Raw genomic sequence first — 22,798 nt, 5'->3', positions numbered from 1 at the left:
AGGGGTCCTTGAAGAATGCCGAGCGAATGTCCTTCGAGGCGTCATGAGCTGACAGGTTTGCTGTCGTTCATGCGCACCATGCCTTTGACGATTCGATAGAGAAACCAGACGGAAATGATCAGCCAGGCCGCCATGCCGGGGAGTAATAGAAACAAGAACAAGGGCAGCGTGATCAGGTACCAGAAAGCGGCCCAAAGCACCGTGCGGATGCGCCAGGAGAAATGGCTGGCTTGCCAGGTGCCCACGGCGTCACCGCGTTTGACAAGATCGATCACGAGTGCGACCAGAAGCAAGGCAATGCTGGGTTGGGCGCTTGGTACGACCGCGGCCACCGCGACAACCAGGTGCAGGATGTAACTCAACCATCCCACCGTCTTGAGCGATTGTGCGGTCTCACTGTCCGCGCTTTCCACAAGTGCGACGTCAGAATCGGTTTTCATTCGGGCTCCATTTTCAATCTCGCGGACTTTGTGGACCCATCACCCATTCGCCTCGCGGGCCTGCGCCTTGCGAAGGGCTTTTTCTTCAAGGCCACTCTGTCCTTCACGTCGAAGCAGTTCCTGCACCACGTCAGCAGGCGACCGCCCATAGTGGGCAAGGGCAACCATGGAATGAAACCACAGGTCGGCCACTTCATTGACCAGCTTGCTGGTGTCTCCCCCATGGTCGCAATCTTTGGCCGCCATGACCACCTCGGTGGCCTCTTCGCCAATTTTTTTCAGGAAAGCGTCGGGGCCTTTGTGAAGCAGCCGCGCGACGTAGCTTTTTTCAGGATCCCCTCCGGCGTGCGGTTTTCTGCTTTCGATCAGGGCCGCGAGCCGCGCCAGTGCGTCTGTGGATGTCATGGTCTAGCGGTAAATGGATTCGGGGTCTTTGAGCACCGGTTCCACCGCATGCCATTGCCCGTCCTGGTAATGTTGAAAGAAACAGCTGTGTCGGCCAGTATGGCAGGCGATGCCCGGCTCATGTCCCAGCTGAGTCACCTTGAGCAAGACCACGTCGTTGTCGCAATCCAGGCGGATGTCGTGCACCGTTTGCACATGACCCGATGTCTCACCCTTGAACCACAGCTTGCCTCTGGAGCGGCTGAAGTACACGGCCTGCTTGAGCTCGGCAGTCTTCTGCAGCGCCTCGCGGTTCATCCAAGCAAACATCAGCACATCGCCTGAGCCAAGCTCCTGCGCGATGACAGGGACCAGTCCTTGGGCATTCCATTTCACTTTGTCCAGCCAGTTCATGGACGGAATCTAACATGTGCGCCAGTCGTGCACAGTTGGTGATGCCGGTAGAGGATAGGATGCAGCACGCATCCACCTGCAAGCTTGCAGACACACGAGGCCACCGAAGGAGCCAGCATGAAATTCCGCACCCTGATTCTTGTCGTCTTCATCCTGATGATCGCTGCCATGGTGGCTTTGAATTTTGAGGAAATCCTTCGGCCAACCCCGCTTGATCTGGGCGTCTCCAGTGTTGAGGCACCGATCGGTCTGGTGCTGCTTGGCCTGTTGACACTGGTGATCGTGGTGTTTTTGGTGATGCTGGTCTTCAACCAGACCACCCACCTCATGGAGGTCAGGCAGGTGACGCGCGAAGCAAGTGAGCAGCGCCACCTGGCAGACAAGGCCGAAGCTTCCCGTTTTGTGGAATTGCGCGAGTTCATGCAGACACAGCTGCAGACTGCGGCTGCCCGGGAGCAGGACATTTCAAACCAGCTTCAGCAGAAGATGGACGCCATGCAGGAGCGCCTGACCCTGGTGATTGAACAGACCGGCAACGGTCTAGGCGCGAGCCTGGGCGAGCTGGAGGACCGGCTGGAACAGCAATTCAAACGCAACCAGGACAGCTGAACCATTCGCCCGGAGCATCGCCCTTCACACAAACAGGGGTGAATGGATGCCCACCATGCAGGAGGGCGCGACGCCCACCAACAGATGCGTTCAAAGACGGACGGGAATGCCGCGTTCCGCCATGCGCGCCTTCGCCTGCGCCACGGTGTACTCGCCGTAGTGAAAAATGCTGGCTGCGAGCACCGCATCGGCACCACCTTGTTGCACACCATCGGCAAGGTGGTCCAGCGTGCCCACCCCACCCGATGCGATGACAGGCACATCCACCGCGTCGGCCACGGCGCGGGTCAGCGCCAGATCGAACCCGGCTTTGGTGCCATCGCGGTCCATGCTGGTGAGCAGGATTTCGCCTGCTCCGAACTGGGCCATCTGCCTGGCCCAGGCCACCGCATCCAGCCCCGTGTTCTGTCGGCCGCCATGGCTGTAGACATCCCAGCCTTCGCCCCTTGCGGCCGCATCCTGGGCAGACCGTCTCTTGGCATCGATGGCCACCACGATGCACTGTGATCCATATTTTTCCGAAGCCTCACGGATCACATCGGGACGGGCGATGGCTGCGGAATTGAAGCTGGTCTTGTCGGCACCGGCGTTGAGAAGGCGACGCACATCGTCCACCGTGCGCACGCCACCCCCGACGGTGAGCGGAATGAAGACCTGCGACGCCACCGACTCGATGATGTGAAGAATCAGGTCACGCCCGTCACTGGTCGCAGTGATGTCGAGGAACGTGAGCTCGTCTGCGCCCTGGTCGTTGTAGCGTGCCGCAATCTCGACGGGGTCGCCCGCGTCTCTCAGTTCAACGAAATTGACGCCCTTGACGACCCGGCCACCGGTGACGTCAAGACAGGGAATGATGCGTTTGGCAAGCATGTCGAAAATCCGTTGGGTTGGCCATGATGGCCTGCGTCTCTTGTGATCAGCGGCACCGCGCGCGCCATCGGATGCGGTCCGTCAGGCGCCGTTGAGTTCATCCGCAAGTTGCTGGGCCGCCTCAAAATCCAGATCGCCGCTGTAGATGGAACGACCGCAGATCACGCCTTCGACGCCCTCTTCTTCCACCTCGCACAGCGCGCGAATGTCTTCCAGATTGGACAAACCGCCAGAGGCGATGACCGGCACCGACAAGGCCTGTGCCAGCTTCACTGTGGCCTCGATGTTGATGCCCGACAACATGCCGTCGCGGCCGATGTCGGTGTAGATGATCCCTTCGACCCCGTAGTCCTCGAACTTCTTGCCCAGGTCGACCACTTCGTGCCCGGTGAGCTTGCTCCAGCCGTCGGTGGCCACCTTTCCGTCCTTGGCGTCCAGCCCCACGATGATGTGGCCGCCAAAGGCCGTGCAGGCGTCCTGCAGAAAACCGGGGTTCTTCACGGCCGCGGTGCCGATGATCACGTAGCGCAGTCCGGCATCCAGGTAACGTTCGATGGTGTCGAGGTCGCGAATCCCGCCACCCAGCTGAACATCCACCTCCGAGCCCACTTCCTTGAGAATCGCGCGAATGGCCTGCTCGTTTCTGGGTTTACCGGCGAAAGCTCCGTTCAGGTCCACCAGGTGCACGCGTCTGGCACCTTTGTCGACCCAGCTCCGGGCCATGGCCGCCGGGTCTTCGCCAAACACAGTGGACTGGTCCATGTCCCCTTGCTTGAGGCGAACGCACTGGCCGTCTTTCAAATCAATGGCGGGAATCAGCAGCATGGTGGTCTGGTGAAAAAAGACAGTTAGGGGTTCCAGGACAGAAAGTTGCGGTAGAGCGCCAGTCCCTGGTCAGCGCTCTTCTCAGGGTGAAACTGTGTAGCAAAGATATTGTCTCGCGCAATGGCCGCGGCGAACCGCCCACCATAGTCGACCTCGCCCACGTTGTGTTGGCTGTGAACGGGTCGTGCAAAAAAACTGTGAACAAAATAGAAGTAGGCACCATCCGGAATGTCCTGCCAGAGCGCGTGCGAGGGAGCGCCATGCAGCTCGTGGGACACCTGGTTCCACCCCATCTGCGGCACCTTGAAGCGACTGCCGTCGGCCTGCAGCTGTCCTTCGAGGCGAAAGCGCACCACCTCACCCGGGATCAACCCCAGGCCTTCTGTTGGTCCTTCTTCACTGCGATCCAGCAGCATCTGCATGCCCACGCAGACGCCAAACAATGGCTTGTTCGACGCAGCGTGCAACACGGCGTCCAGCAATCCGGAACCCGCCAGCTCCCGCATGCAATCGGCCATGTGGCCTTGTCCAGGCAACACCACGCGCCCGGCTGCAAGCACCTCACTGGCATCTGAAGTGACCAGCACCTCCACATCGCTGCCCTGGGCCACATGCTTCACCGCCTGAGACACCGATCGCAGATTGCCACTGCCGTAGTCCACCACGGCCACTGTCTTGGATTTCATCGAAAGCTCAGAGTGAACCTTTGGTGGATGGAATCACATCGCCCAGGCGCAGATCGCGCTCCAGCGCCATGCGCAGCGCACGGGCGAAGGCCTTGAATACCGTCTCGGCCTGGTGATGGGCATTCTCACCGTGCAGGTTGTCGATGTGAAGCGTGACACCCGCATGGTTGACAAAGCCCTGGAAAAATTCGAACGCAAGCTGCGTATCGAACCCTCCCACCATGCCACTCTTGAAAGGCACGCGCATGTGAAGGCCGGGCCGGCCTGAAAAATCGATCACCACGCGCGACAAGGCTTCGTCCAGCGGCACATAGGCATGGCCGTAGCGACGGATGCCCTTCTTGTCACCCACGGCCTGGGCAAAGGCCTGCCCGAGCGTGATGCCGACATCTTCCACGGTGTGGTGCCCGTCGATGTGCAGATCGCCGACGGCCTGCACATCGAGATCGATCAGGCCATGACGTGCAATCTGGTCCAGCATGTGATCAAAAAAACCAATGCCTGTCGACAGATTGGCAGTCCCCCGGCCATCGATGTTGATCTGGACAGTGATCTGGGTTTCTGCGGTGTTGCGCTGGACAACCGCGGTGCGGTCGCCAGGGGAAGCGTCTGAAGGGGTGGCGTTCATAGGGTGGTTTTCAGGGCTTGAACCAGTTGCGCGTTTTCTGCGGGTGTCCCCACCGTGAGGCGCAAACAGTTGCCCAGCAATGGGTGCATTTTAGAAACATTCTTCACCAGAATGCCCTGCGACTTCAGCACCTCAAACATCCGCTGGGCATCTGGAACCCGCACAAGCACCATGTTGGCGTCGCTGGGGTAAGCCGTCACACCCGGCATTGCGCCCAGAGCTTCCATTAGAAATGCCCTCTGCAGCCGGATTTCTGCCGCCTGGGCAGCGAACACTTCGGCGTGTTCCAGCGCAAACAAGGCGCATTCGGCGTTCAGCACACTCACGTTGTAAGGCGGTCGCAGCTTGTCGATCTCTTGGAGCAATGCCTGCGGCCCCACCATGTAGCCAATGCGCACCCCGGCCAGACCGAACTTGGACATGGTGCGCATCAACAGCACGTGGCCATGGGCCTCGGGCTGGGCCCGGATTTCGTCGAGCCAGGTGTGGCTGGAAAACGGCTGGTAGGCCTCGTCCATCACCACCAGCCCGCCCAGGGTGGCGGCTTCGGCGATCAGGCGGCGGATGACCGCCTTGTCCCACAGGTTGGCCGTGGGGTTGTTCGGGTAGGCGATGTAGGTGATCGCTGGGCGGTGCGTTCGCATGGCCGAGAGCATGGCCAGCTCATCGAGCCCGAAGTCCACGGTCAGCGACACGCCGTGGAACGCGAGGCCCTGCAACTGCGCACTCATGGCGTACATGACGAAGCCGGGCACTGGTGCCAGGATGCTCGCACCGGGCAGGTCGCAGCCCATGGCCAGCAGCGAGATCAGCTCATCCGATCCGTTGCCCAGCATCAGCGCATGGCCGGCGGGCAGGTCGATGTTGCGGGCCAGTGCCCGCTTGAGGTCCTCGATGCGCGAGCCCGGGTAACGGTTGATCGCCACCGCACCGAGGCGGGCACCGAGCTCGGCCTGCAACGAGGGTGAAAGCACGAACGGGTTCTCCATCGCGTCGAGCTTGACCATGCCCGCACTTTCCTGAATGGCATAGGCGTGCATGGACTGAACGTCCTGGCGGATCATCGCCAGCGGGTCGGGGAGTTCCGGCGGGTTCATGCGCCACCTCGCATCGGGGGCACCACCTTCAGGCGCAGCTCGGCCGCGCGGGCGTGCGCCTGCAGGCCTTCGCCATACGCCATTTCGGCGGCAATCTTGCCCAGGTTCTGTGCGCCAGCCTGGCTGACTTCGATCAGGCTGCTGCGTTTCTGGAAGTCGTACACGCCCAGCGGCGAGGAAAAACGTGCGGTCCCGCTGGTGGGCAACACGTGATTGGGCCCCGCGCAATAGTCACCCAGGCTTTCGCTGGTATACGCCCCCAGAAAAATGGCTCCGGCGTGCTTGAGCAACGGCTCCCAGCGGTGCGGGTCGTTGCTGGAGATTTCCAGGTGTTCCGGTGCGATGCGGTTGCTGATGGCGCAAGCCTCTTCCATGCTGCGGGTCTGGATCAGCGCACCCCGGTCGTTCAGACTTTTGGCGATGATGGCCGCGCGCGGCATGGTGGGCAGCAGGCGGTCGATCTCGCGCTGCACTTCGGCAATAAAAGCCGCGTCAGGGCACAGGAGGATGCTCTGCGCCAGCTCGTCATGTTCGGCCTGGCTGAACAGGTCCATCGCGACCCATTCGGCGGGCGTGCTGCCGTCGGCCAGCACCAGAATCTCGCTGGGTCCGGCGATCATGTCGATGCCGACAGTGCCGAACACCCGCTTTTTGGCGCTCGCAACATAAGCGTTGCCGGGACCGGTGATCTTGTCCACCTTGGGCACGGTTTCGGTGCCGTAAGCGAGCGCCGCCACGGCCTGGGCACCCCCGATGGTGAAGGCCCTCGTGACGCCGGCCACATAGGCCGCAGCAAGCACCAGGTCGTTGCGCTCACCGCGCGTGGAAGTGGCCGCACCGCTGCCGCCGGTGGCCACGCTGCCCCGCACCGGCGTGGGCACGACCATGATGATGTCCTGAACGCCTGCCACATGCGCAGGCACGGCATTCATGATCAGGCTGGAGGGATAGGCCGCCTTGCCACCCGGCACGTAGATCCCCACGCGATCCAGTGGCGTGACCTTCTGGCCCAGCAAGGTGCCATCTTCATCGCGGTAGCTCCAGCTTTCGCCGCCGGCTTTCTTCTGGGCCTCGTGGTAGCTGCGCACGCGGCGGGCCGAGGCTTCCAGTGCGGCCTTCTGTGCCGCCGGCAATGCATCAAAAGCCGCCTTGAAATCGGCCTGCGTCAGTTCGAGCTCGCTGACTCGAGTCGCCACCAGCCCGTCAAAACGCTCTGTGTACGCCAGCACCGCCGCGTCACCCCTTTTCTGCACGTCGGCCAGAATGTCCGCCACGCGGTGTTCAATGGCAGCGTCCGTGTCTGCTGCCCAGTGCAGCCTGGCCGCGAACTGCGCTTCGAAGCCCGGGTCCAGTGTGGAAAGACGAACAGGAACTGCGGAGAGGCTCATGTCGGTACCGGGGGATTGGTGATGGCCTTGGAAAAGGCGTCGAGAAGGGGTTGTATCGCCCGCTGTTTCAGTTTGAGAGCGGCCTGATTGACCACCAGCCTCGAGCTGATGTCCATGATGCGCTCCACTTCGACCAGTTGATTGGCCTTGAGGGTGCTGCCGGTGGACACCAGATCAACGATGGCATCGGCCAAGCCCGTCAAAGGCGCCAGCTCCATGCTTCCGTATAGCTTGATCAGGTCAACGTGCACACCCTTGCTGGCGAAAAATTCCCGGGCAATGGTGGTGTACTTGGTGGCAACCTTCAGGCGTGAACCTTGGCGCACCGCGCTCGCATAGTCAAAGTCGGCACGAACCGCCACACTCATCCGGCACTGGGCGATCTGAAGATCCAGTGGCTGGTACAGACCCTGGCCGCCATGTTCAATGAGCGTGTCTTTTCCGGTCACACCCAGATCGGCACCGCCGTATTCCACGTAGGTGGGCACGTCGGTGGCGCGCACCAGCACCACGCGCACGTCGGACTGGTTGGTGGGCAGAATCAGCTTGCGCGATTTATCGGGGTCTTCCAGCACCTCGATGCCTGCGGCCTTGAGCAGCGGCAGAGTCTCGTCGTAGATGCGGCCTTTGGAGAGAGCAAGAGTGATCAAGACAGCGTTCCTACTGTAGAAACCGAACCATTCAACGTGAGCGCCTCTGACTCAATGAGCGCGGTGGAACCGGCTTTGCCCGGCCACTCGCGCTTCCACGTCAAGGGGATCAAGCGAGGTGCGGCGGGGATGTTCATTTGACTCGCTCGATGTCGGCGCCGATGGCGCGCAGTTTCGCCTCCATCTGGTCGTAGCCACGATCGAGGTGGTAAATGCGATCCACCGTGGTCTCGCCCTGCGCAACCAAACCGGCAATCACCAGACTGGCCGAAGCGCGCAGATCGGTTGCCATGACGGTGGCGCCCGAAAGTCGTTCGACACCCTCGACCACCGCCACCTTGCCATCGGTCTGGATGTGAGCCCCCAGACGCACCAGTTCGTTGACGTGCATGAAACGGTTCTCGAAGATCGTTTCGGTCACCTTGCTCGTTCCCGACGAGATGCTGTTCAGCGCCATGAACTGGGCCTGCATGTCGGTGGGAAAGCCTGGGTATTCGGTGGTCCGGAAACTCTGGGCTTTCAGCCGACCGGCGGAGCGCACATGGATGAAGACGCCTTGTTCGTCGTGTCCGCTTTCCACATGGGCACCGGCCTCCCGCAACTTGTCGACCACCGCTTCAAGATGCTCGGCTCGGCCGTGGCGAAGCAACACATCGCCCCCGGCAGCAGCGACGGCGCAGAGAAAGGTGCCGGTTTCGATGCGATCGGCCACCACCTGGTGCGTGCACCCCTGCAGGCGATCCACGCCCTGAATCTGGATCCGGCTGGTGCCATGCCCCTCGATCTTCGCGCCCATGGCAATGAGCATCTCAGCCAGGTCGGCGATTTCAGGTTCCTGCGCCGCGTTCTCCAGCAGGGTTTCGCCTTCTGCGAGCGCCGCTGCCATCAGGAAGTTTTCCGTCCCGGTGACGGTGACCATGTCGGTGGCGATGCGTGCCCCACGCAGGCGCGATCGACCGGACGCCAGACGGGCCACCATGTAGCCGTGCTCGACGTCGATCTCGGCACCCATGGCCTGCAGTCCCTTGATGTGCTGGTCCACCGGACGCGACCCGATGGCACAGCCCCCGGGCAGAGACACGCGGGCCTGCCCGAAGCGTGCCAGCAACGGTCCCAGCACGAGCACCGAAGCCCGCATGGTCTTCACGAGGTCGTACGACGCTTCGGGCCGGATCGGATCGGCCGCCCGAAAACTCAACCCGCCGCGGTCACCATGCGCTGCGGTTTGCACACCCATGTTGTCGAGCAGGTGCCGCATGGTGGCCACGTCGCGCAGGCGCGGCATGTTGTTCAGGGTCACCAGATCTGTCGTCAGCAATGACGCACACATTTCCGGCAGCGCAGCATTTTTGGCGCCGGAAATCTGAACGGTACCGTGCAGCGTGCGACCACCGGTGATTCGCAATTTATCCATAAAGGTCTCGTCCGTGCGCTGCGCTCAGGATTGGGTGGCCGCCCATTCGGCGGGCGTGTAGGTCTTCATGGACAGGGCATGCACCTCGTCGCTCTGGATCCGTGTACCCAGCGTTGCGTACACCCGCTGGTGGCGGGCGATCGGACGCATGCCTTCAAAAGCGGGCGACACGATAACGGCAGACCAGTGCCGGCCATCGCCAGAAACAACAATGTGGTCGCACGGCAGGCCGGCGGAGATGAGAGCGCTGAGGTCGTCGGAAGTCATGAGGGTTCAGTAGCGAATTTTGTATCCGATGCGCAGCAGGTGAAGCGCAATCGCGCTCACCGCCACCAGGGCGGTACCAACGACGATCAGGCTCACCCAGGGTGAGACATCACTGACCCCGAAGAAGCCGAATCGAAAACCGTCAATCATGTAGAAAAACGGGTTGAGATGACTCACGCCCTGCCAGAAATCCGGCAGCGAATGAATGGAGTAAAACACGCCCGACAAAAACGTCATGGGCACGATGATGAAATTCTGGAATGCCGCCATCTGATCGAACTTGTCCGCCCAGAGGCCAGCGATCAGGCCCAGCGCACCCAGCAAGGCCGCACCCATGAACGCAAACACCAGGATCCACAAGGGCGATTCAAATGGTGGGCGGGCAAACCACCAGGTCACGAGCATCACACCCGCACCCACGGCCAAACCCCTGACCACCGATGAACCCACATAGGCGACAAACCACGCCCGGTGGGAAAGCGGCGTGAGCATCAGGAAAACCAGATTGCCCATGATCTTGCTCTGCACCAGCGAAGACGAGCTGTTGGCAAAGGCGTTCTGCAGCACGCTCATCATCACCAGGCCAGGAAGAAGGAAGGCCGTGTATCCGATCGAATCGTACACCTGCACCCGACCTTCCAGTACATGACCGAAGATCATCAGGTACAGGATGGCGGTGATCACCGGTGCACCCACGGTCTGGAACCCAACCTTCCAGAACCGCAGCACCTCCTTGTAGAAGAGCGTCTGCCAACCGGTCATGCCAGTGCCCCTTCGAACCGGCGCTGCCGTCCTGCGCCGGGTCCTTCCATCAGATCCAGAAAGACGTCTTCCAGATCGGCTTTGCGAATCTCGACGTCCTGCGCGATGAGTCCGGATTCTCGCAAGCGGGCGAGCAGGCGTTCCACTTCCAGCGCGTCGTGCGCGGGCAACTGAACGACCCGCCCGGTCACCCGTGCCAGCGACTTGAGATCCGCCGGCAGCACCTGATCGGTCTTGAAGCGCAGCACGTTCGACGATGCGCGTCGCAGCAGTTCCGAAGTGGCCTCGAGCGCGACCACCCGTCCCTGCTTGAGCATCGCAATGCGTCCACACAGCGCCTCGGCCTCTTCCAGGTAGTGGGTGGTGAGCAGGACCGTGCACCCCATGCGCTTGTTGAGATCGGAGATGAACTTCCAGAGTGTCTGACGCAATTCGACATCCACACCGGCGGTGGGTTCGTCCAGCACGATCACGGGCGGCTTGTGCACGAGCGCCTGCGCGATCAGTACACGGCGCTTCATGCCACCAGACAGCTGGCGCATGTTGGCGCCGGCCTTGTCCGCAAGGCCCAGCCCTTCCAGCAGTTCGTCGATCCAGGCGGTGTTGTCGCGAATACCGAAATAACCCGACTGGATTTTCAGTGCTTCACGCACACTGAAAAAGGGATCAAAAACCAGTTCCTGTGGCACCACGCCCAGTTGCCGGCGGGCGGCCTGGTAATCTGCCTGAACATCATGCCCATGCACGCGCACCTGGCCACTGCTTGCGCGTGTCAGACCAGCAAGGATGCTGATGAGGGTGGTCTTGCCAGCACCATTGGGGCCGAGCAGACCGAAAAATTCGCCTTGCCCGACATCGAACGACACTTCGCGAAGTGCATGGACATCGCCACGCGAGGCAGGGAAAATTTTGGAAACGTTCTGAAAGGAAACTGCTGGCATGGCGGGCGTGACCACAAGGGTCACCGGCCGCGCACAGGTTTCTGGTACGGCTGGTGAAATCGGTATTTTATGCCGGCAGCATTTCGCTCACGCCGTACAGGGCCACCAGAGCCTTCAGCTTGGGCGGCAGATTGACCACCTCCAGCGTACGGCCGCCCTGCGCAAGCTCGCGCTTGAGCTCCAGCAACACGGCCACAGCAGAGGAATCGAATGTTTGTAGAGCGTGGGCATCGACTGTGGCCACCGCGTCGGTCTGCAACGCCAGCGAACTCGACAACGCCTGAAGGACACCCGAGGCCACGTGCATGGTCACCACGTCAGGCATGGCAATGATCGCTGGGTTGGACATGGATCGTCGCTTTCAACCAGTCTTTCCGACGTTGCTCTTGTTGCGCTGAGACAGCGCTGCGATCAAGCCGTCGATGCCGCGTGCATTGATTTCTTGCGAGAACTGGGTGCGGTAGGTTTCCACCAGCCAGATGCCCAGCACATTCAGGTCATAAATCTTCCAGCCTTCGGTTGTCTTTTCCATCCGGTAGTCGAGCTGGATGGGTTCGCCGCGACCGCGCACTTCAGACCTGACCACCACCTCGGTATCTTCTGGGCGGGCACGCAGGGGGCGGAAGGTCACAGTCTGGTCCTTGACCTCACCAAGGGCGCCCGAGTAGGTGCGCACCAGCAAGGTCTTGAATTCGCTCTGCAGCTGCTTTTGCTGCTCCGGTGTGGCCTGACGCCAATGCCGTCCGACGGCCGATGCCGTCATGCGAGAGAAGTTGACGCTGGGCATGATCTTCTCGTCCACCAACTCCATGATGCGGTTGACGTCGCCGCCCTGCACAGCCGGATCGGCTTTCACTGCAGCCATGACTTCACCGGAAATGCGCTTGACGAGCACGTCAGGGGCTTCATCGGAAGCCCATGAAGGCATGGACATCAGCGCACTTGATGCAATGGCAACAACGCCCAGCAGATTTCGACGGTTGAGCATGAAATACCTTTCCGGGCCAGACGCCCTGGGAACAGCAGCTTGGCTGCGGAATACATTGGAGATGAGGCGCGGAAATCGGTTCCAGCTCATTCGTTGCGATTCGTATCTTCGTCGGCATCGCCGTTGTCGCGATTTCCAACGCCTTTGTCGATCAGCGATTCAATCTGGCTTTCGCGCCGCTGCAAATAGAAATCTCTGGAAAAACTGTATTTGTCAAGCGCAGCGCCTTCGAGCATCGCACTGGCGCGCAGCAGATTGGCCCGTGTTTCTATCAGACGCAATCCGTAAAGGGAATTTCGCGCCGGAACATGGTTGATACCCATGACAAGGTCACCTCGCGATTCCACGCTGAATCCAGCCGCATCCCGAACGGATGAAGGCCCCAGCAGAGGAAGCACCAGATACGGCCCGGAGGGAATACCCCAGCGTCCCATGGTTTGCCCAAAATCGAGTTTCGTGCGGTCAATACCCATCTCGGACGCGATGTCCAGCACACCGCCCAGTCCCAGAATGGTGTTGACATTGAATCGCGCCAGATTCTCAACCGCTTCTTGCGGCCGGGCTTGTAGAGTGGCGTTGATGAACGACCAGAAATCGCTCAGGTTGCCAAAAAAATTGCTCACGCCGGTGCGCACAAGGTCGGGGGTAATGTCCCGATACACCACCGCCACTGGCTTGATCACGGCTTCGTCCACCGCGTCATTGAATTTGAAGACGCCGCGGTTGAAAGGCTCGAGCGGATCTCGCGGGTTGGCGTCCGGCCCCGTCGCACAGGCTCCGAGCACTGCCACCAGGCCAGCAAGGCACAGCAGCTTCAAAGGCCTGTGTATTTTTTTTTCCCTGAACAACATATGCATTTCCCGAAGGTCAAGCGCTCAATTCTGCTCGCAGCCATGGCCGCGTGTAATCGGCTGAGATTCTAGCCAGCCACCGTGATGCCGCATCCCCACTACTTGTCTTCACCAGGGCCGTCGGCGGTACGGTTGAACAGGAACTGCCCGATCAGATTTTCAAGTACCACCGCCGACTGTGTCTGGGTGATCACGTCGCCTGCGGCCAGATCTTTTTCGTCACCGCCAGGCTCGAGACCAATGTACTGGTCTCCCAGCAATCCCGCCGTGAGGATCTTGGCCGACGAGTCTCTGGGGAACAAGAAACCCTGGTTGATTTCCATGGTCACCAGCCCCTGGTAGGTCTGGGCGTCCAGTGTGACGCTGGTGACCCGACCCACATTCACACCGGCGGAGCGCACTGGCGCCCGGGCCTTGAGACCGCCGATGTTGTCAAAACGGGCCTGCACCGTGTAGGTCGCGCCACCACTGGTGAAACTGCCGAGGTTGGCTGCTTTGAGTGCCAGGAAAAGCAGCCCCGCCGCACCCAGCACGACAAACAGGCCAACGAAAATTTCAATGCTTCTTTTGTTCATACGTGAGCTGCTCAGTGATCAGGGGGTCGAAAACATCAGGGCCGTGAGGATGAAGTCCATGGCCAGCACCCCCAGAGAGGCGGTCACCACCGTGCGGGTGGTGGCGTAGGCCACGCCTTCGGGCGTGGCTTCGGTTTCAAAGCCCTGGTACAAAGCCACGGCGGTACAGATCACGCCAAACACGGCGCTCTTGACGACGCCGTTGCCGACATCCCGCCACACGTCCACACCGTTTTGCTGGATCGACCAGAAGTTGCCGGCGTCAATGCCGATCAGACCGACCGCCACGACCCAGGCGCCCAGGATGCCAATCGCAGAAAACAGCGCCGCCAGCAATGGCATGGCGATCACGCCCGCGATGAAACGTGGCGCCAGCACGCGCTTGCGTGGGTCGATCGCCATGAGTTCCATCGCAGCGATCTGCTCCCCCGCTTTCATGAGACCGATCTCGGCGGTCAGCGAGGTGCCTGCACGACCAGCGAACAGCAGCGCCGTCACGACAGGACCGAGTTCACGCACCAGCGAGAGATTGACGACCAGCCCCAGCGATTCGGCGGCACCAAAATTGGTGAGCGTGTTGTACAGCTGCAAGGCCAGCACGAACCCCACCGCGAGCCCCGACGCAAGGATGATGACCAGCGAACGGTTGCCGATGGCGTGAATCTGCGTCACCACCAGACCAAAACGGGCCAGCCCTGCCGGTACGGCCCTGAGCAGCTCGATGAAAAACACGGCACCGTGACCCCATGCAGCGAACACGTCCAGGGCGCGCCGACCCAGCATCTGCAGCGCGTTCATCGGGAGGCCTCCACCCCAAAGTCGACCGCCACGGGTGGCGCTGGGTAATGGAATTTGATCGGCCCATCCGGTTCACCACGCACGAACTGACGCACCTCGGGCTCGTCGCTGGCCATCAATTCGGCGGGCGTGCCCTGAGCCACCACGCGCCCGCCGGTGGCCATGAGCACCACCCAGTCGCTGATGGCCATGCATTGAGGCACATCGTGAGAAATCAGCAGCGTCGTGGCACCGGTCACGTCGGTGAGCGTGCGGATCAGCTTGGCCGCCACACCCATCGACACCAGGTCCAGTCCGGCGAAGGGTTCGTCGTACATGATGAGTTCGGGATCCAGGGCAATCGCCCTTGCCAGCGCAATGCGCCGCGCCATGCCACCCGACACCTCGCTGATGCGCAGTCCGGCCGCACCGCGCAGTCCCACGGCGTTCAGCTTCATGAGGACAATGTCCCGGATCAGCGATTCGGGCAGGTCGGTCATCTCACGCAAGGGAAAGGCCACGTTGTCGAACACCGACAGATCGGTGAACAGCGCACCGAACTGGAACAGCATGCCCAGGCGGCGGCGAATGGCGAACAACTGGGCCTTGTTGCGCGTGTCGATGACTTCACCGTCAAACACCACGCGCCCGGCGTTCGCGGCATGCACACCACCAATCAGGCGCAGCAGGGTGGTCTTGCCACAGCCCGAGCCACCCAGCACGGCCGTGACTTTTCCTCGCGTGAAGCTCAGCGACAGGTCGTTGAGAATCGTGCGCCGGCTGTCGTAGCCGAACGTGACGTGGTCAATTTCAATGAAAGGGGATTCGTTCATGTGGCCTGCGGCCTGGGAAAACCCTCATTGTCGCACGCGAAGAAAGCCCTGCGATTCAACGCCCCTAGCCCCGACAGCGGCCGCCTGCAGGCAGGCCATGGAGCCGGTTGACTAGCTCCATGACTTCAGCGTGGCAGGTCGGAAAAGCCCATGAGGAACTCGTCGACCGAACGGGCGGCCTGACGGCCTTCGCGAATTGCCCACACCACCAGAGACTGACCTCGCCGCATGTCGCCAGCGGCAAACACCTTTTCCACGTTGGTCGCGTAGCCACCTGCGAATTCGGTCGAGGCACGGGCGTTGCCGCGCGCGTCCTTGTCGATATTGAAGGCATCCAGCACCGAAGCCACGGGATTGACAAAGCCCATCGCCAGCAGCACGAGATCGGCCTTGTACTCTTTTTCGGTACCAGCGATTTCCACCAGCTTGCCGTCCTTCATTTCCACGTGCACGGTCTGGAGCCCGGCGACCTTTCCTTTTTCACCAATGAAGGCCTTGGTGGATATGGCAAATTCTCTTGAGCAGCCTTCTTCGTGGCTGGAACTGGTGCGCAGCTTGAGGGGCCAGTAGGGCCACACCAGCGGCTTGTTTTCTTCTTCCGGCGGCTGCGGCATGACCTCGAACTGGGTCACGGAAAGCGCACCGTGACGGTTGCTGGTGCCCACGCAGTCGCTACCCGTGTCCCCACCACCGATCACGATCACGTGCTTGCCGTCGGCACGGAGCTGCTTTTTCAGCTTGTCGCCGGCATTGACTTTGTTCTGCTGCGGCAGGAACTCCATGGCGAAATGAACGCCGTCGAGCTCACGCCCTGGAACCGGAAGGTCGCGCGATTGCTCCGAGCCGCCAGTGAGCAACACGGCATCGAACTGGGCCTTGAGCTCATCGGCACTGATGGTTGCATTGGCATCGTTGGTCACCTTGCTGTCGGCGGGCATGGCACCCACCAGCATACCGGTGCGGAACACGACGCCTTCGGCCTCCATTTGCGCCACTCGGCGGTCGATATGGCTCTTCTCCATTTTGAAGTCGGGGATCCCGTAGCGCAGCAAGCCACCAATCCGGTCGTTCTTTTCAAAAACGGTCACGGCATGGCCGGCCCGGGCGAGTTGCTGGGCTGCCGCAAGGCCAGCAGGCCCGGAACCGACCACCGCCACCGACTTGCCGGTCCTGTGGCGCGCCGGTTGTGGCACCACCCATCCTTCGGCCCAAGCGCGATCGATGATTGCGTGCTCGATGGATTTGATCCCCACCGGATCGTCATTCACGTTCAGTGTGCAGGCCGCCTCGCAGGGCGCGGGACAGATACGGCCAGTGAATTCGGGAAAGTTGTTCGTGCTGTGCAAGACGGTGATCGCGTTCTTCCAGTCACCCTGGTACACCAGGTCGTTGAAATCCGGGATGATGTTGTTGACTGGACAGCCGTTGTTGCAAAACGGCGTGCCGCAGTCCATGCAGCGTGCTGCCTGGACCTTGGACTGACCGTCGTCCAGCCCGATCACGAATTCCTTGTAATGCTTCAGTCGTTCCGGAACCGGCTTGTAGCCCTCTTCCAGGCGCTCGAATTCCATGAAGCCAGTAACTTTTCCCATGATGCGTGTCCTTCTTGCTTGACCGGTTCTTTACTTCGCGGCGGCGGTGTCTTTTTTGGCCGCGCCCTGCGCCTTGACGGTGGCCGCTGCCGCCATCTTGCGGGCATGGATCTCACCCAGGGCCCGTTTGTATTCGTTCGGGAACACCTTGACGAACTTGGCCCGGGCTTCCGACCAGTGATCAAGTAGTTCACGTGCGCGTTTGCTACCAGTCCAGCGGTTGTGGTCCTCCAGCAGCTTCTTCAACTGTGCCTCGTCGGTCTGGTCCCGGTGCCACACGGCCTTGTCGATGGTCGCCGTCTGCTCAGCTGCGCTGAGCACCTTTTCCAAGCTGACCATCGCGGTGTTGCATCGCCTTGCGAACTGCCCGTCTTCGTCGTAGACATAGGCCAATCCACCGCTCATGCCCGCCGCGAAGTTGCGACCGGTCTTGCCCAGCACGGCAACGGTGCCACCGGTCATGTATTCGCAGCCATGGTCGCCCGTGCCTTCCACCACGGTGGTCGCGCCTGACAGGCGCACGGCGAACCGTTCGCCTGCCACACCGCTGAAGTAGGCTTCGCCCGTGGTGGCGCCGTACATCACGGTGTTACCCACAATGATGTTGCGCGTGGCGTCGCCCCGGAAGTCGATGCTCGGCCGGACCACCACCCGGCCACCCGAGAGACCTTTGCCCGTGTAGTCGTTGGCGTCGCCGATCAGGTAGAGCGTGATGCCGCGTGTGAGGAAAGCCCCGAACGACTGTCCACCTGTGCCCTCCAGCTGGATGCGGATGGTGTCGTCAGGCAGTCCTTCGGGATGCACCTTGGTCACCGCACCGGACAGCATCGCGCCCACCGAGCGGTTGACGTTGCGCGCCACCTCGATGAACTGCACGCGCTCGCCCTTTTCAATGGCTGGCCGGCATTTCTCGATAAGTACGTTGTCAAGCGCCTTCTCGAGGCCATGCTCCTGTTCCTGGGTATGCAGTCGGGGCACGTCGGCCGGCACGGCGGGCATGGCCAGCAGACGGCTGAAGTCCAGGCCGCGCGCCTTCCAGTGCTCGATACCCTGCTTCATGTCCAGCAGATCGGCGCGGCCGATCAGATCGTCGAACTTGCGGATACCCAGCTGCGCCATGATCTGGCGCACTTCCTCTGCGATGAAGAAGAAGTAGTTCACCACGTGTTCGGGCTTGCCACTGAATTTCTTGCGCAATGCAGGGTCTTGCGTAGCCACGCCCACCGGGCAGGTGTTGAGGTGGCACTTGCGCATCATGATGCAGCCCTCGACCACCAGGGGCGCGGTCGCGAAACCGAATTCGTCGGCGCCCAGCAGTGCGCCGATGACCACGTCGCGGCCGGTCTTCATCTGGCCGTCGGCCTGCACCCGGATACGGCTGCGCAGCCGGTTGAGGACCAGGGTCTGTTGCGTCTCGGCCAGGCCGATTTCCCAGGGACTGCCCGCGTGCTTGATGGACGACCAGGGCGAAGCGCCGGTGCCCCCATCGTGACCAGCGATCACCACGTGGTCGGCCTTGCACTTGGCCACGCCCGCCGCGATGGTGCCCACACCGATTTCCGACACCAGCTTGACGCTGATGCTCGAATGCGGCGCCACGTTTTTCAGGTCGTGAATGAGTTGCGCAAGATCTTCGATCGAGTAGATGTCATGGTGCGGCGGCGGGCTGATGAGACCCACACCCGGCACGCTGTGGCGCAACTTGCCGATGTAGTCACTCACCTTGCCGCCGGGCAGCTGACCGCCCTCGCCGGGCTTGGCGCCCTGCGCCATCTTGATCTGGATCTGATCGGCGCTGTTGAGGTATTCGGCGGTGACACCGAAACGGCCAGAAGCGACCTGCTTGATGCGCGAACGCATCGAGTCTCCCGCCTGGAGCACGTAATCGACCTCGAACACGTCCTTGCCCAGCAGGTCGGACATGGTCTCGCCCTGCTTGATCGGAATGCCCTTGAGTTCGTTGCGATAACGCAAGGCGTCTTCACCGCCCTCGCCCGTGTTGCTCTTGCCGCCAATGCGGTTCATGGCCACGGCCAGCGTGGCGTGCGCTTCGGTGGAGATGGAACCCAGCGACATGGCGCCGGTGGCGAAGCGTTTGACGATTTCCTTGGCGGACTCCACCTCTTCCACCGGAATGGCGGTGGTGGGGTCGACCTTGAATTCGAACAGGCCGCGCAGCGTCATGTGGCGCTTGCTCTGATCGTTGATGATCTGCGCGTACTCCTTGTAGGTGTTCCAGTTGTTGGCCCGGGTGCTGTGCTGCAGCTTGGCGATCGCGTCCGGCGTCCACATGTGTTCTTCACCACGTGCACGCCAGGCGTATTCGCCTCCCGTGTCCAGCATGGAAGCCAGCACCGGGTCGTCGCCAAAAGCGGCCTTGTGCATGCGAATGCCTTCTTCGGCGATCTCGAAAACGCCGATGCCGCCCACGCGGCTCGCGGTGCCGGTGAAATACTTGTCGACGGTGGCGCTGTTGAGCCCGATCGCTTCAAAAAGCTGTGCACCGCAATACGACATGTAGGTCGACACGCCCATCTTGGACATGATCTTCGACAGACCCTTGCCAATGGCTTTCACGTACTGGTAGATCGCCTTGTCGGCGCTCAGGTCGCCCGGCAATCCCTTGTGGATCGCGGTCAGCGTCTCCATGGCCAGGTAAGGGTGCACGGCTTCTGCGCCGTAACCGGCCAGCACGGCAAAATGGTGCACTTCGCGTGCCGTACCGGTTTCCACCACCAGACCGGCGGTGGTCCGCAGTCCTTCGCGCACCAGGTGCTGGTGGATGGCCGACAACGCGAGCAGAGCGGGAATGGCGATCTGCGTGGCGCTGATGGCCCGGTCGCTGATGATCAGGATGTTCTTGCCACCCTTGATGGCGTCGACCGCACCCGCACACAGCGAAGCCAGCTTGGCTTCCACGCCTGCACGGCCCCAGTTAGCCGGATAGGTGATGTCCAGCGTGTGGCTGCGGAACTTGCCCTGCGTCACAGTTTCAATGTCCCGCAGCTTGGCCATGTCGGCGAAGTCCAGCACCGGCTGGCTCACTTCCAGCCGCATCGGTGGATTGACCTGGTTGATGTCGAGCAGGTTGGGCTTGGGGCCGATGAAGGACACCAGCGACATCACGATCGCTTCGCGGATCGGGTCGATGGGCGGGTTCGTCACCTGGGCAAACAACTGTTTGAAGTAGTTGTACAGCGGCTTGTTCTTGTCAGACAGCACGGCCAGCGGGCTGTCGTTGCCCATGGACCCGATGCCCTCTTCACCATTGGCGGCCATCGGGCTCATCAGGAACTTGATGTCTTCCTGGGTGTAGCCAAAAGCCTGCTGGCGGTCCAGCAGCTCAGGTTCCACCGTTTCAAGACCTGCGGTCTGTGGCTCGGTGGCGCTGATGCGCTGCTCCTGGGCCGACTCGCCCGCCACCGGCGTGTCCACGTCGTCGAGGCGGATGCGCAGGTTGTCGATCCACTGCTTGTATGGCTTGCTGTTGGCCAGGTTGGCTTTGAGTTCTTCGTCGTCGATCATGCGACCCTGCTCCAGATCGATGAGGAACATCTTGCCGGGCTGCAGGCGCCACTTGCGCACGATTTTGTTCTCGGGCACGGGCAGTACTCCCGATTCGGAACCCATGATCACGAAGTCGTCGTCGGTGATGCAGTAGCGCGAGGGGCGCAGGCCGTTGCGGTCCAGCGTGGCGCCGATCTGGCGACCGTCTGTGAACACGATGGAGGCCGGGCCGTCCCACGGTTCCATCATCGCGGCGTGGTACTCGTAGAAGGCCTTGCGGCGCTCGTCCATGGTGGTGTGCTGCTCCCAGGGTTCGGGAATCATCATCATCACGGCCTGCGCCAGCGGGTAGCCCGCCATGGTGAGCAGTTCGAGGCAGTTGTCGAAGGTCGCGGTGTCGGACTGACTGGCGAAGCTGATGGGATAGAGCTTCTGCAGGTCGGCCCCCAGCACGGGCGACGACATCACGCCTTCGCGGGCCTTCATCCAGTTGTAGTTGCCCTTGACGGTGTTGATCTCGCCGTTGTGTGCGACATATCGGTAAGGGTGGGCCAGCGGCCATTCGGGGAAGGTGTTGGTGGAGAAGCGCTGGTGCACCAGGCCGAGTGCAGAAACGCAGCGTTCGTCCTCCAGATCCTTGAAATAGGTACCCACCTGGCTGGCGAGCAGCAGGCCTTTGTAGACCACGGTACGGCTGCTCATGCTGACCACGTAGTACTCTTTGCTGTGCGTGAGCCTGAGGCGCTGGATGGCACCGCTCGCGGTTTTGCGAATCACATACAGCTTGCGCTCCAGCGCGTCTTGCACGATCACATCGTTGCCGCGCCCAATGAACACTTGGCGGATGACCGGCTCCTTGGCTCGCACCGTGGGCGACATGGGCATGTCGCGGTTCACCGGCACATCACGCCACCCAAGCAGCACCTGGCCTTCAGCCTGAATGGCCCGCTCCATTTCCTGCTCACAAGCCAGCCTGCTCGCATGTTCCTTTGGCATGAAGATCATGCCCACACCGTATTCACCGGCAGGCGGCAGCACCACGCCTTGCGCCGCCATCTCTTCCCGGTACAGGGCGTCGGGCAGTTGAATCAGCAGACCGGCGCCGTCACCCATGAGTTTGTCAGCGCCCACTGCGCCGCGATGGTCGAGGTTTTCGAGAATCTTCAACCCTTGTTGCACGATGGCGTGACTTTTTTCGCCCTTGATGTGCGCCACAAAACCGACGCCACAGGCGTCGTGTTCATGGGCCGGGTCGTACAAACCCTGTTGCTGGAGGTGGACTTGCTCGGCGGCCGTGGTCATGGCTTTTCCTTCTTCAATCGGGGGCGCTGCGAAATGATGCGGAGGCAGAGCATAGTGCAATGCAACAAGAATGCCAAGCGGTATAAATTGGGGTCAGATAACAATTCATAACCAGAGCAGACTCATGCCATATAAATTAGGGACATATTGAAAACCCAGAGCCTGTCGCGCCACCGTGCCGGACGCGGAGTTTGAACTGCTACCGAAGGGGGGGACGGCCTGGACGCGCTTTGCTGACGCGCCTTTGGGTCTGCTGCTGGAGGCCGTCGATGAAATCCGGTTCACCCAGGGCCCAGCCATGGTTGACCGAGGATGCGATTTCAACAGCTTGCGCATCGGTCAAGCCTTCACGCACCCGGTCTGCGTAAGCAGCCTCTCGCGCAAAAGGCGTGTTGCCGAGCGACCAGTAGACCGGATGCGGTACCAATCGCTTGTCGGTCAACTGCCCGACATAGTGGCAATGGCTGGACCACGGGTAAAGGTGGGGCTGCGCAGTCACACCAGCACGCACCGGCATGAGGTCCAGAAAACACATGTGGGCGATCAGGTGACGCTCGGCCTGCAACACCGTCGACCGGTACCGGCCGTCCCAGAGCGTGCCACTGCGGTGGTGGAGGTCGTTGAAATACCGCACATAACGCCGCCCCACCGCCTGCATCATCAGCGAGATCCCACCGGGGGTCGCAGGCGTCAGGAGCAAATGGAAATGGGTGTCCATCAGCACATAGGCGTGCAGTGCCACACGATAGTGCAGGGCCTGCTCCCCCACCATGGTCAGCAAAGCCGATCGATCGGCATCCGTTTTTACGATCGCTTGCTGGTTGTTCCCCCGCTGCATGACATGGTGAAGGTTGCCGGGAATCGAGAGTCGGGGCAAACGCGCCATGGGGGTATTGGTTGGCATCCGAACGTTGGGACCGGCAGATTATGCAACCCTGCCCTCGCCCTGGGGCGTGGAAGTCTCAGCCAGCGTCCACAGACGCCGCCGCCCGGACCGG

At 61.4% G+C, this 22,798-nt stretch carries 24 protein-coding genes; 1 reads left to right on the top strand and 23 read right to left on the bottom strand.

Annotated features, from left to right (window positions below; all coding sequences use genetic code 11):
* Positions 1-41: 41 nt before the first annotated feature.
* Genes Q7V46_RS01755 through hisI form a run of 3 tightly spaced genes read right to left on the bottom strand, consistent with a single transcriptional unit; the run spans position 42 to position 1,247 of the window.
* Entirely contained in the window at positions 42-440 is a 399-nt protein-coding gene (locus Q7V46_RS01755) for a hypothetical protein (protein ID WP_304911780.1), read from the bottom strand.
* A gap of 39 nt (positions 441-479) precedes the next feature.
* Positions 480-845 carry a phosphoribosyl-ATP diphosphatase gene (locus Q7V46_RS01750; protein WP_304911779.1) on the bottom strand — a complete coding sequence of 122 codons (366 nt, stop codon included), beginning with the start codon at positions 843-845 and terminating at the stop codon, positions 480-482.
* A 3-nt stretch (positions 846-848) separates the two neighbouring features.
* Positions 849-1,247 (bottom strand): phosphoribosyl-AMP cyclohydrolase, encoded by a 399-nt coding sequence (hisI, locus tag Q7V46_RS01745; RefSeq protein WP_304912019.1) that lies wholly within the window; start codon positions 1,245-1,247, stop codon positions 849-851.
* 108 nt (positions 1,248-1,355) lie between these two features.
* Here hisI and Q7V46_RS01740 point away from each other — a divergent pair, with 108 nt between their 5' ends.
* Complete coding sequence (locus tag Q7V46_RS01740; RefSeq protein WP_304911778.1) at positions 1,356-1,847, top strand: LapA family protein; 492 nt, start codon at positions 1,356-1,358, stop codon at positions 1,845-1,847.
* Positions 1,848-1,937: 90 nt separating this feature from the next.
* Here Q7V46_RS01740 and hisF read toward each other — a convergent pair whose 3' ends face one another.
* The 20 genes from hisF to Q7V46_RS01640 form a co-directional block, all read right to left on the bottom strand.
* Entirely contained in the window at positions 1,938-2,717 is a 780-nt protein-coding gene (hisF, locus tag Q7V46_RS01735) for an imidazole glycerol phosphate synthase subunit HisF (RefSeq protein WP_304911777.1), read from the bottom strand.
* 81 nt (positions 2,718-2,798) lie between these two features.
* Complete coding sequence (gene hisA, locus Q7V46_RS01730) at positions 2,799-3,542, bottom strand: 1-(5-phosphoribosyl)-5-[(5-phosphoribosylamino)methylideneamino]imidazole-4-carboxamide isomerase (protein WP_304911776.1); 744 nt, start codon at positions 3,540-3,542, stop codon at positions 2,799-2,801.
* Positions 3,543-3,565: 23 nt separating this feature from the next.
* Complete coding sequence (gene hisH, locus Q7V46_RS01725) at positions 3,566-4,228, bottom strand: imidazole glycerol phosphate synthase subunit HisH (RefSeq protein ID WP_304911775.1); 663 nt, start codon at positions 4,226-4,228, stop codon at positions 3,566-3,568.
* Between the two features lie 7 nt (positions 4,229-4,235).
* On the bottom strand, positions 4,236-4,856 hold the full coding sequence (gene hisB, locus Q7V46_RS01720; RefSeq protein WP_304911774.1) for an imidazoleglycerol-phosphate dehydratase HisB: 621 nt from the start codon (positions 4,854-4,856) through the stop codon (positions 4,236-4,238).
* Positions 4,853-5,953: a histidinol-phosphate transaminase gene (hisC, locus tag Q7V46_RS01715; RefSeq protein WP_304911773.1), complete on the bottom strand. Its 1,101-nt coding sequence runs from the start codon at positions 5,951-5,953 to the stop codon at positions 4,853-4,855. The genes hisB and hisC overlap by 4 nt, the downstream gene beginning before the upstream one ends.
* On the bottom strand, positions 5,950-7,341 hold the full coding sequence (gene hisD, locus Q7V46_RS01710) for a histidinol dehydrogenase (RefSeq protein WP_304911772.1): 1,392 nt from the start codon (positions 7,339-7,341) through the stop codon (positions 5,950-5,952). Before hisD ends, hisC begins: the two co-directional genes overlap by 4 nt.
* Positions 7,338-7,991 carry an ATP phosphoribosyltransferase gene (hisG, locus tag Q7V46_RS01705; RefSeq protein WP_304911771.1) on the bottom strand — a complete coding sequence of 218 codons (654 nt, stop codon included), beginning with the start codon at positions 7,989-7,991 and terminating at the stop codon, positions 7,338-7,340. Before hisG ends, hisD begins: the two co-directional genes overlap by 4 nt.
* Before the next feature lie 133 nt (positions 7,992-8,124).
* Positions 8,125-9,405, bottom strand: coding sequence for a UDP-N-acetylglucosamine 1-carboxyvinyltransferase (gene murA / locus Q7V46_RS01700; protein ID WP_304911770.1), 1,281 nt, complete (start codon positions 9,403-9,405; stop codon positions 8,125-8,127).
* Between the two features lie 24 nt (positions 9,406-9,429).
* Positions 9,430-9,672, bottom strand: a complete 243-nt coding sequence (locus Q7V46_RS01695) for a BolA family protein (protein WP_304911769.1) — start codon at positions 9,670-9,672, stop codon at positions 9,430-9,432.
* Positions 9,673-9,678: 6 nt separating this feature from the next.
* Positions 9,679-10,434: an ABC transporter permease gene (locus tag Q7V46_RS01690; RefSeq protein ID WP_304911768.1), complete on the bottom strand. Its 756-nt coding sequence runs from the start codon at positions 10,432-10,434 to the stop codon at positions 9,679-9,681.
* Positions 10,431-11,375 carry an ABC transporter ATP-binding protein gene (locus Q7V46_RS01685; protein ID WP_304911767.1) on the bottom strand — a complete coding sequence of 315 codons (945 nt, stop codon included), beginning with the start codon at positions 11,373-11,375 and terminating at the stop codon, positions 10,431-10,433. The genes Q7V46_RS01690 and Q7V46_RS01685 overlap by 4 nt, the downstream gene beginning before the upstream one ends.
* A gap of 67 nt (positions 11,376-11,442) precedes the next feature.
* A complete protein-coding gene (locus Q7V46_RS01680) occupies positions 11,443-11,724 on the bottom strand; it encodes a lipid asymmetry maintenance protein MlaB (protein ID WP_304911766.1) in 282 nt (93 codons plus the stop codon).
* A 12-nt stretch (positions 11,725-11,736) separates the two neighbouring features.
* Positions 11,737-12,363, bottom strand: coding sequence for a phospholipid-binding protein MlaC (locus Q7V46_RS01675; RefSeq protein ID WP_370690253.1), 627 nt, complete (start codon positions 12,361-12,363; stop codon positions 11,737-11,739).
* Between the two features lie 86 nt (positions 12,364-12,449).
* The gene (locus Q7V46_RS01670; protein WP_304911765.1) at positions 12,450-13,214 is read right to left on the bottom strand and encodes a VacJ family lipoprotein; all 765 of its coding nucleotides are present in this window, start codon (positions 13,212-13,214) and stop codon (positions 12,450-12,452) included.
* A gap of 98 nt (positions 13,215-13,312) precedes the next feature.
* Positions 13,313-13,789, bottom strand: a complete 477-nt coding sequence (gene mlaD / locus Q7V46_RS01665) for an outer membrane lipid asymmetry maintenance protein MlaD (protein ID WP_304911764.1) — start codon at positions 13,787-13,789, stop codon at positions 13,313-13,315.
* A gap of 18 nt (positions 13,790-13,807) precedes the next feature.
* Positions 13,808-14,587 (bottom strand): lipid asymmetry maintenance ABC transporter permease subunit MlaE, encoded by a 780-nt coding sequence (gene mlaE / locus Q7V46_RS01660; RefSeq protein ID WP_304911763.1) that lies wholly within the window; start codon positions 14,585-14,587, stop codon positions 13,808-13,810.
* Entirely contained in the window at positions 14,584-15,399 is an 816-nt protein-coding gene (locus tag Q7V46_RS01655; RefSeq protein ID WP_304911762.1) for an ABC transporter ATP-binding protein, read from the bottom strand. The genes mlaE and Q7V46_RS01655 overlap by 4 nt, the downstream gene beginning before the upstream one ends.
* Before the next feature lie 125 nt (positions 15,400-15,524).
* Positions 15,525-16,991, bottom strand: a complete 1,467-nt coding sequence (locus Q7V46_RS01650; protein ID WP_304911761.1) for a glutamate synthase subunit beta — start codon at positions 16,989-16,991, stop codon at positions 15,525-15,527.
* 30 nt (positions 16,992-17,021) lie between these two features.
* On the bottom strand, positions 17,022-21,800 hold the full coding sequence (locus Q7V46_RS01645; RefSeq protein WP_304911760.1) for a glutamate synthase-related protein: 4,779 nt from the start codon (positions 21,798-21,800) through the stop codon (positions 17,022-17,024).
* A gap of 199 nt (positions 21,801-21,999) precedes the next feature.
* Positions 22,000-22,686, bottom strand: coding sequence for a transposase (locus Q7V46_RS01640; protein WP_304911759.1), 687 nt, complete (start codon positions 22,684-22,686; stop codon positions 22,000-22,002).
* Between the last annotated feature and the right edge of the window lie 112 nt (positions 22,687-22,798).

Source organism: Hydrogenophaga sp. (genome assembly GCF_030651625.1).
Classification (GTDB): domain Bacteria; phylum Pseudomonadota; class Gammaproteobacteria; order Burkholderiales; family Burkholderiaceae_C; genus Hydrogenophaga.
The sequence above is the reverse complement of the archived record's forward strand: the minus strand, read 5'-3'. Positions and strand labels throughout refer to the sequence as shown.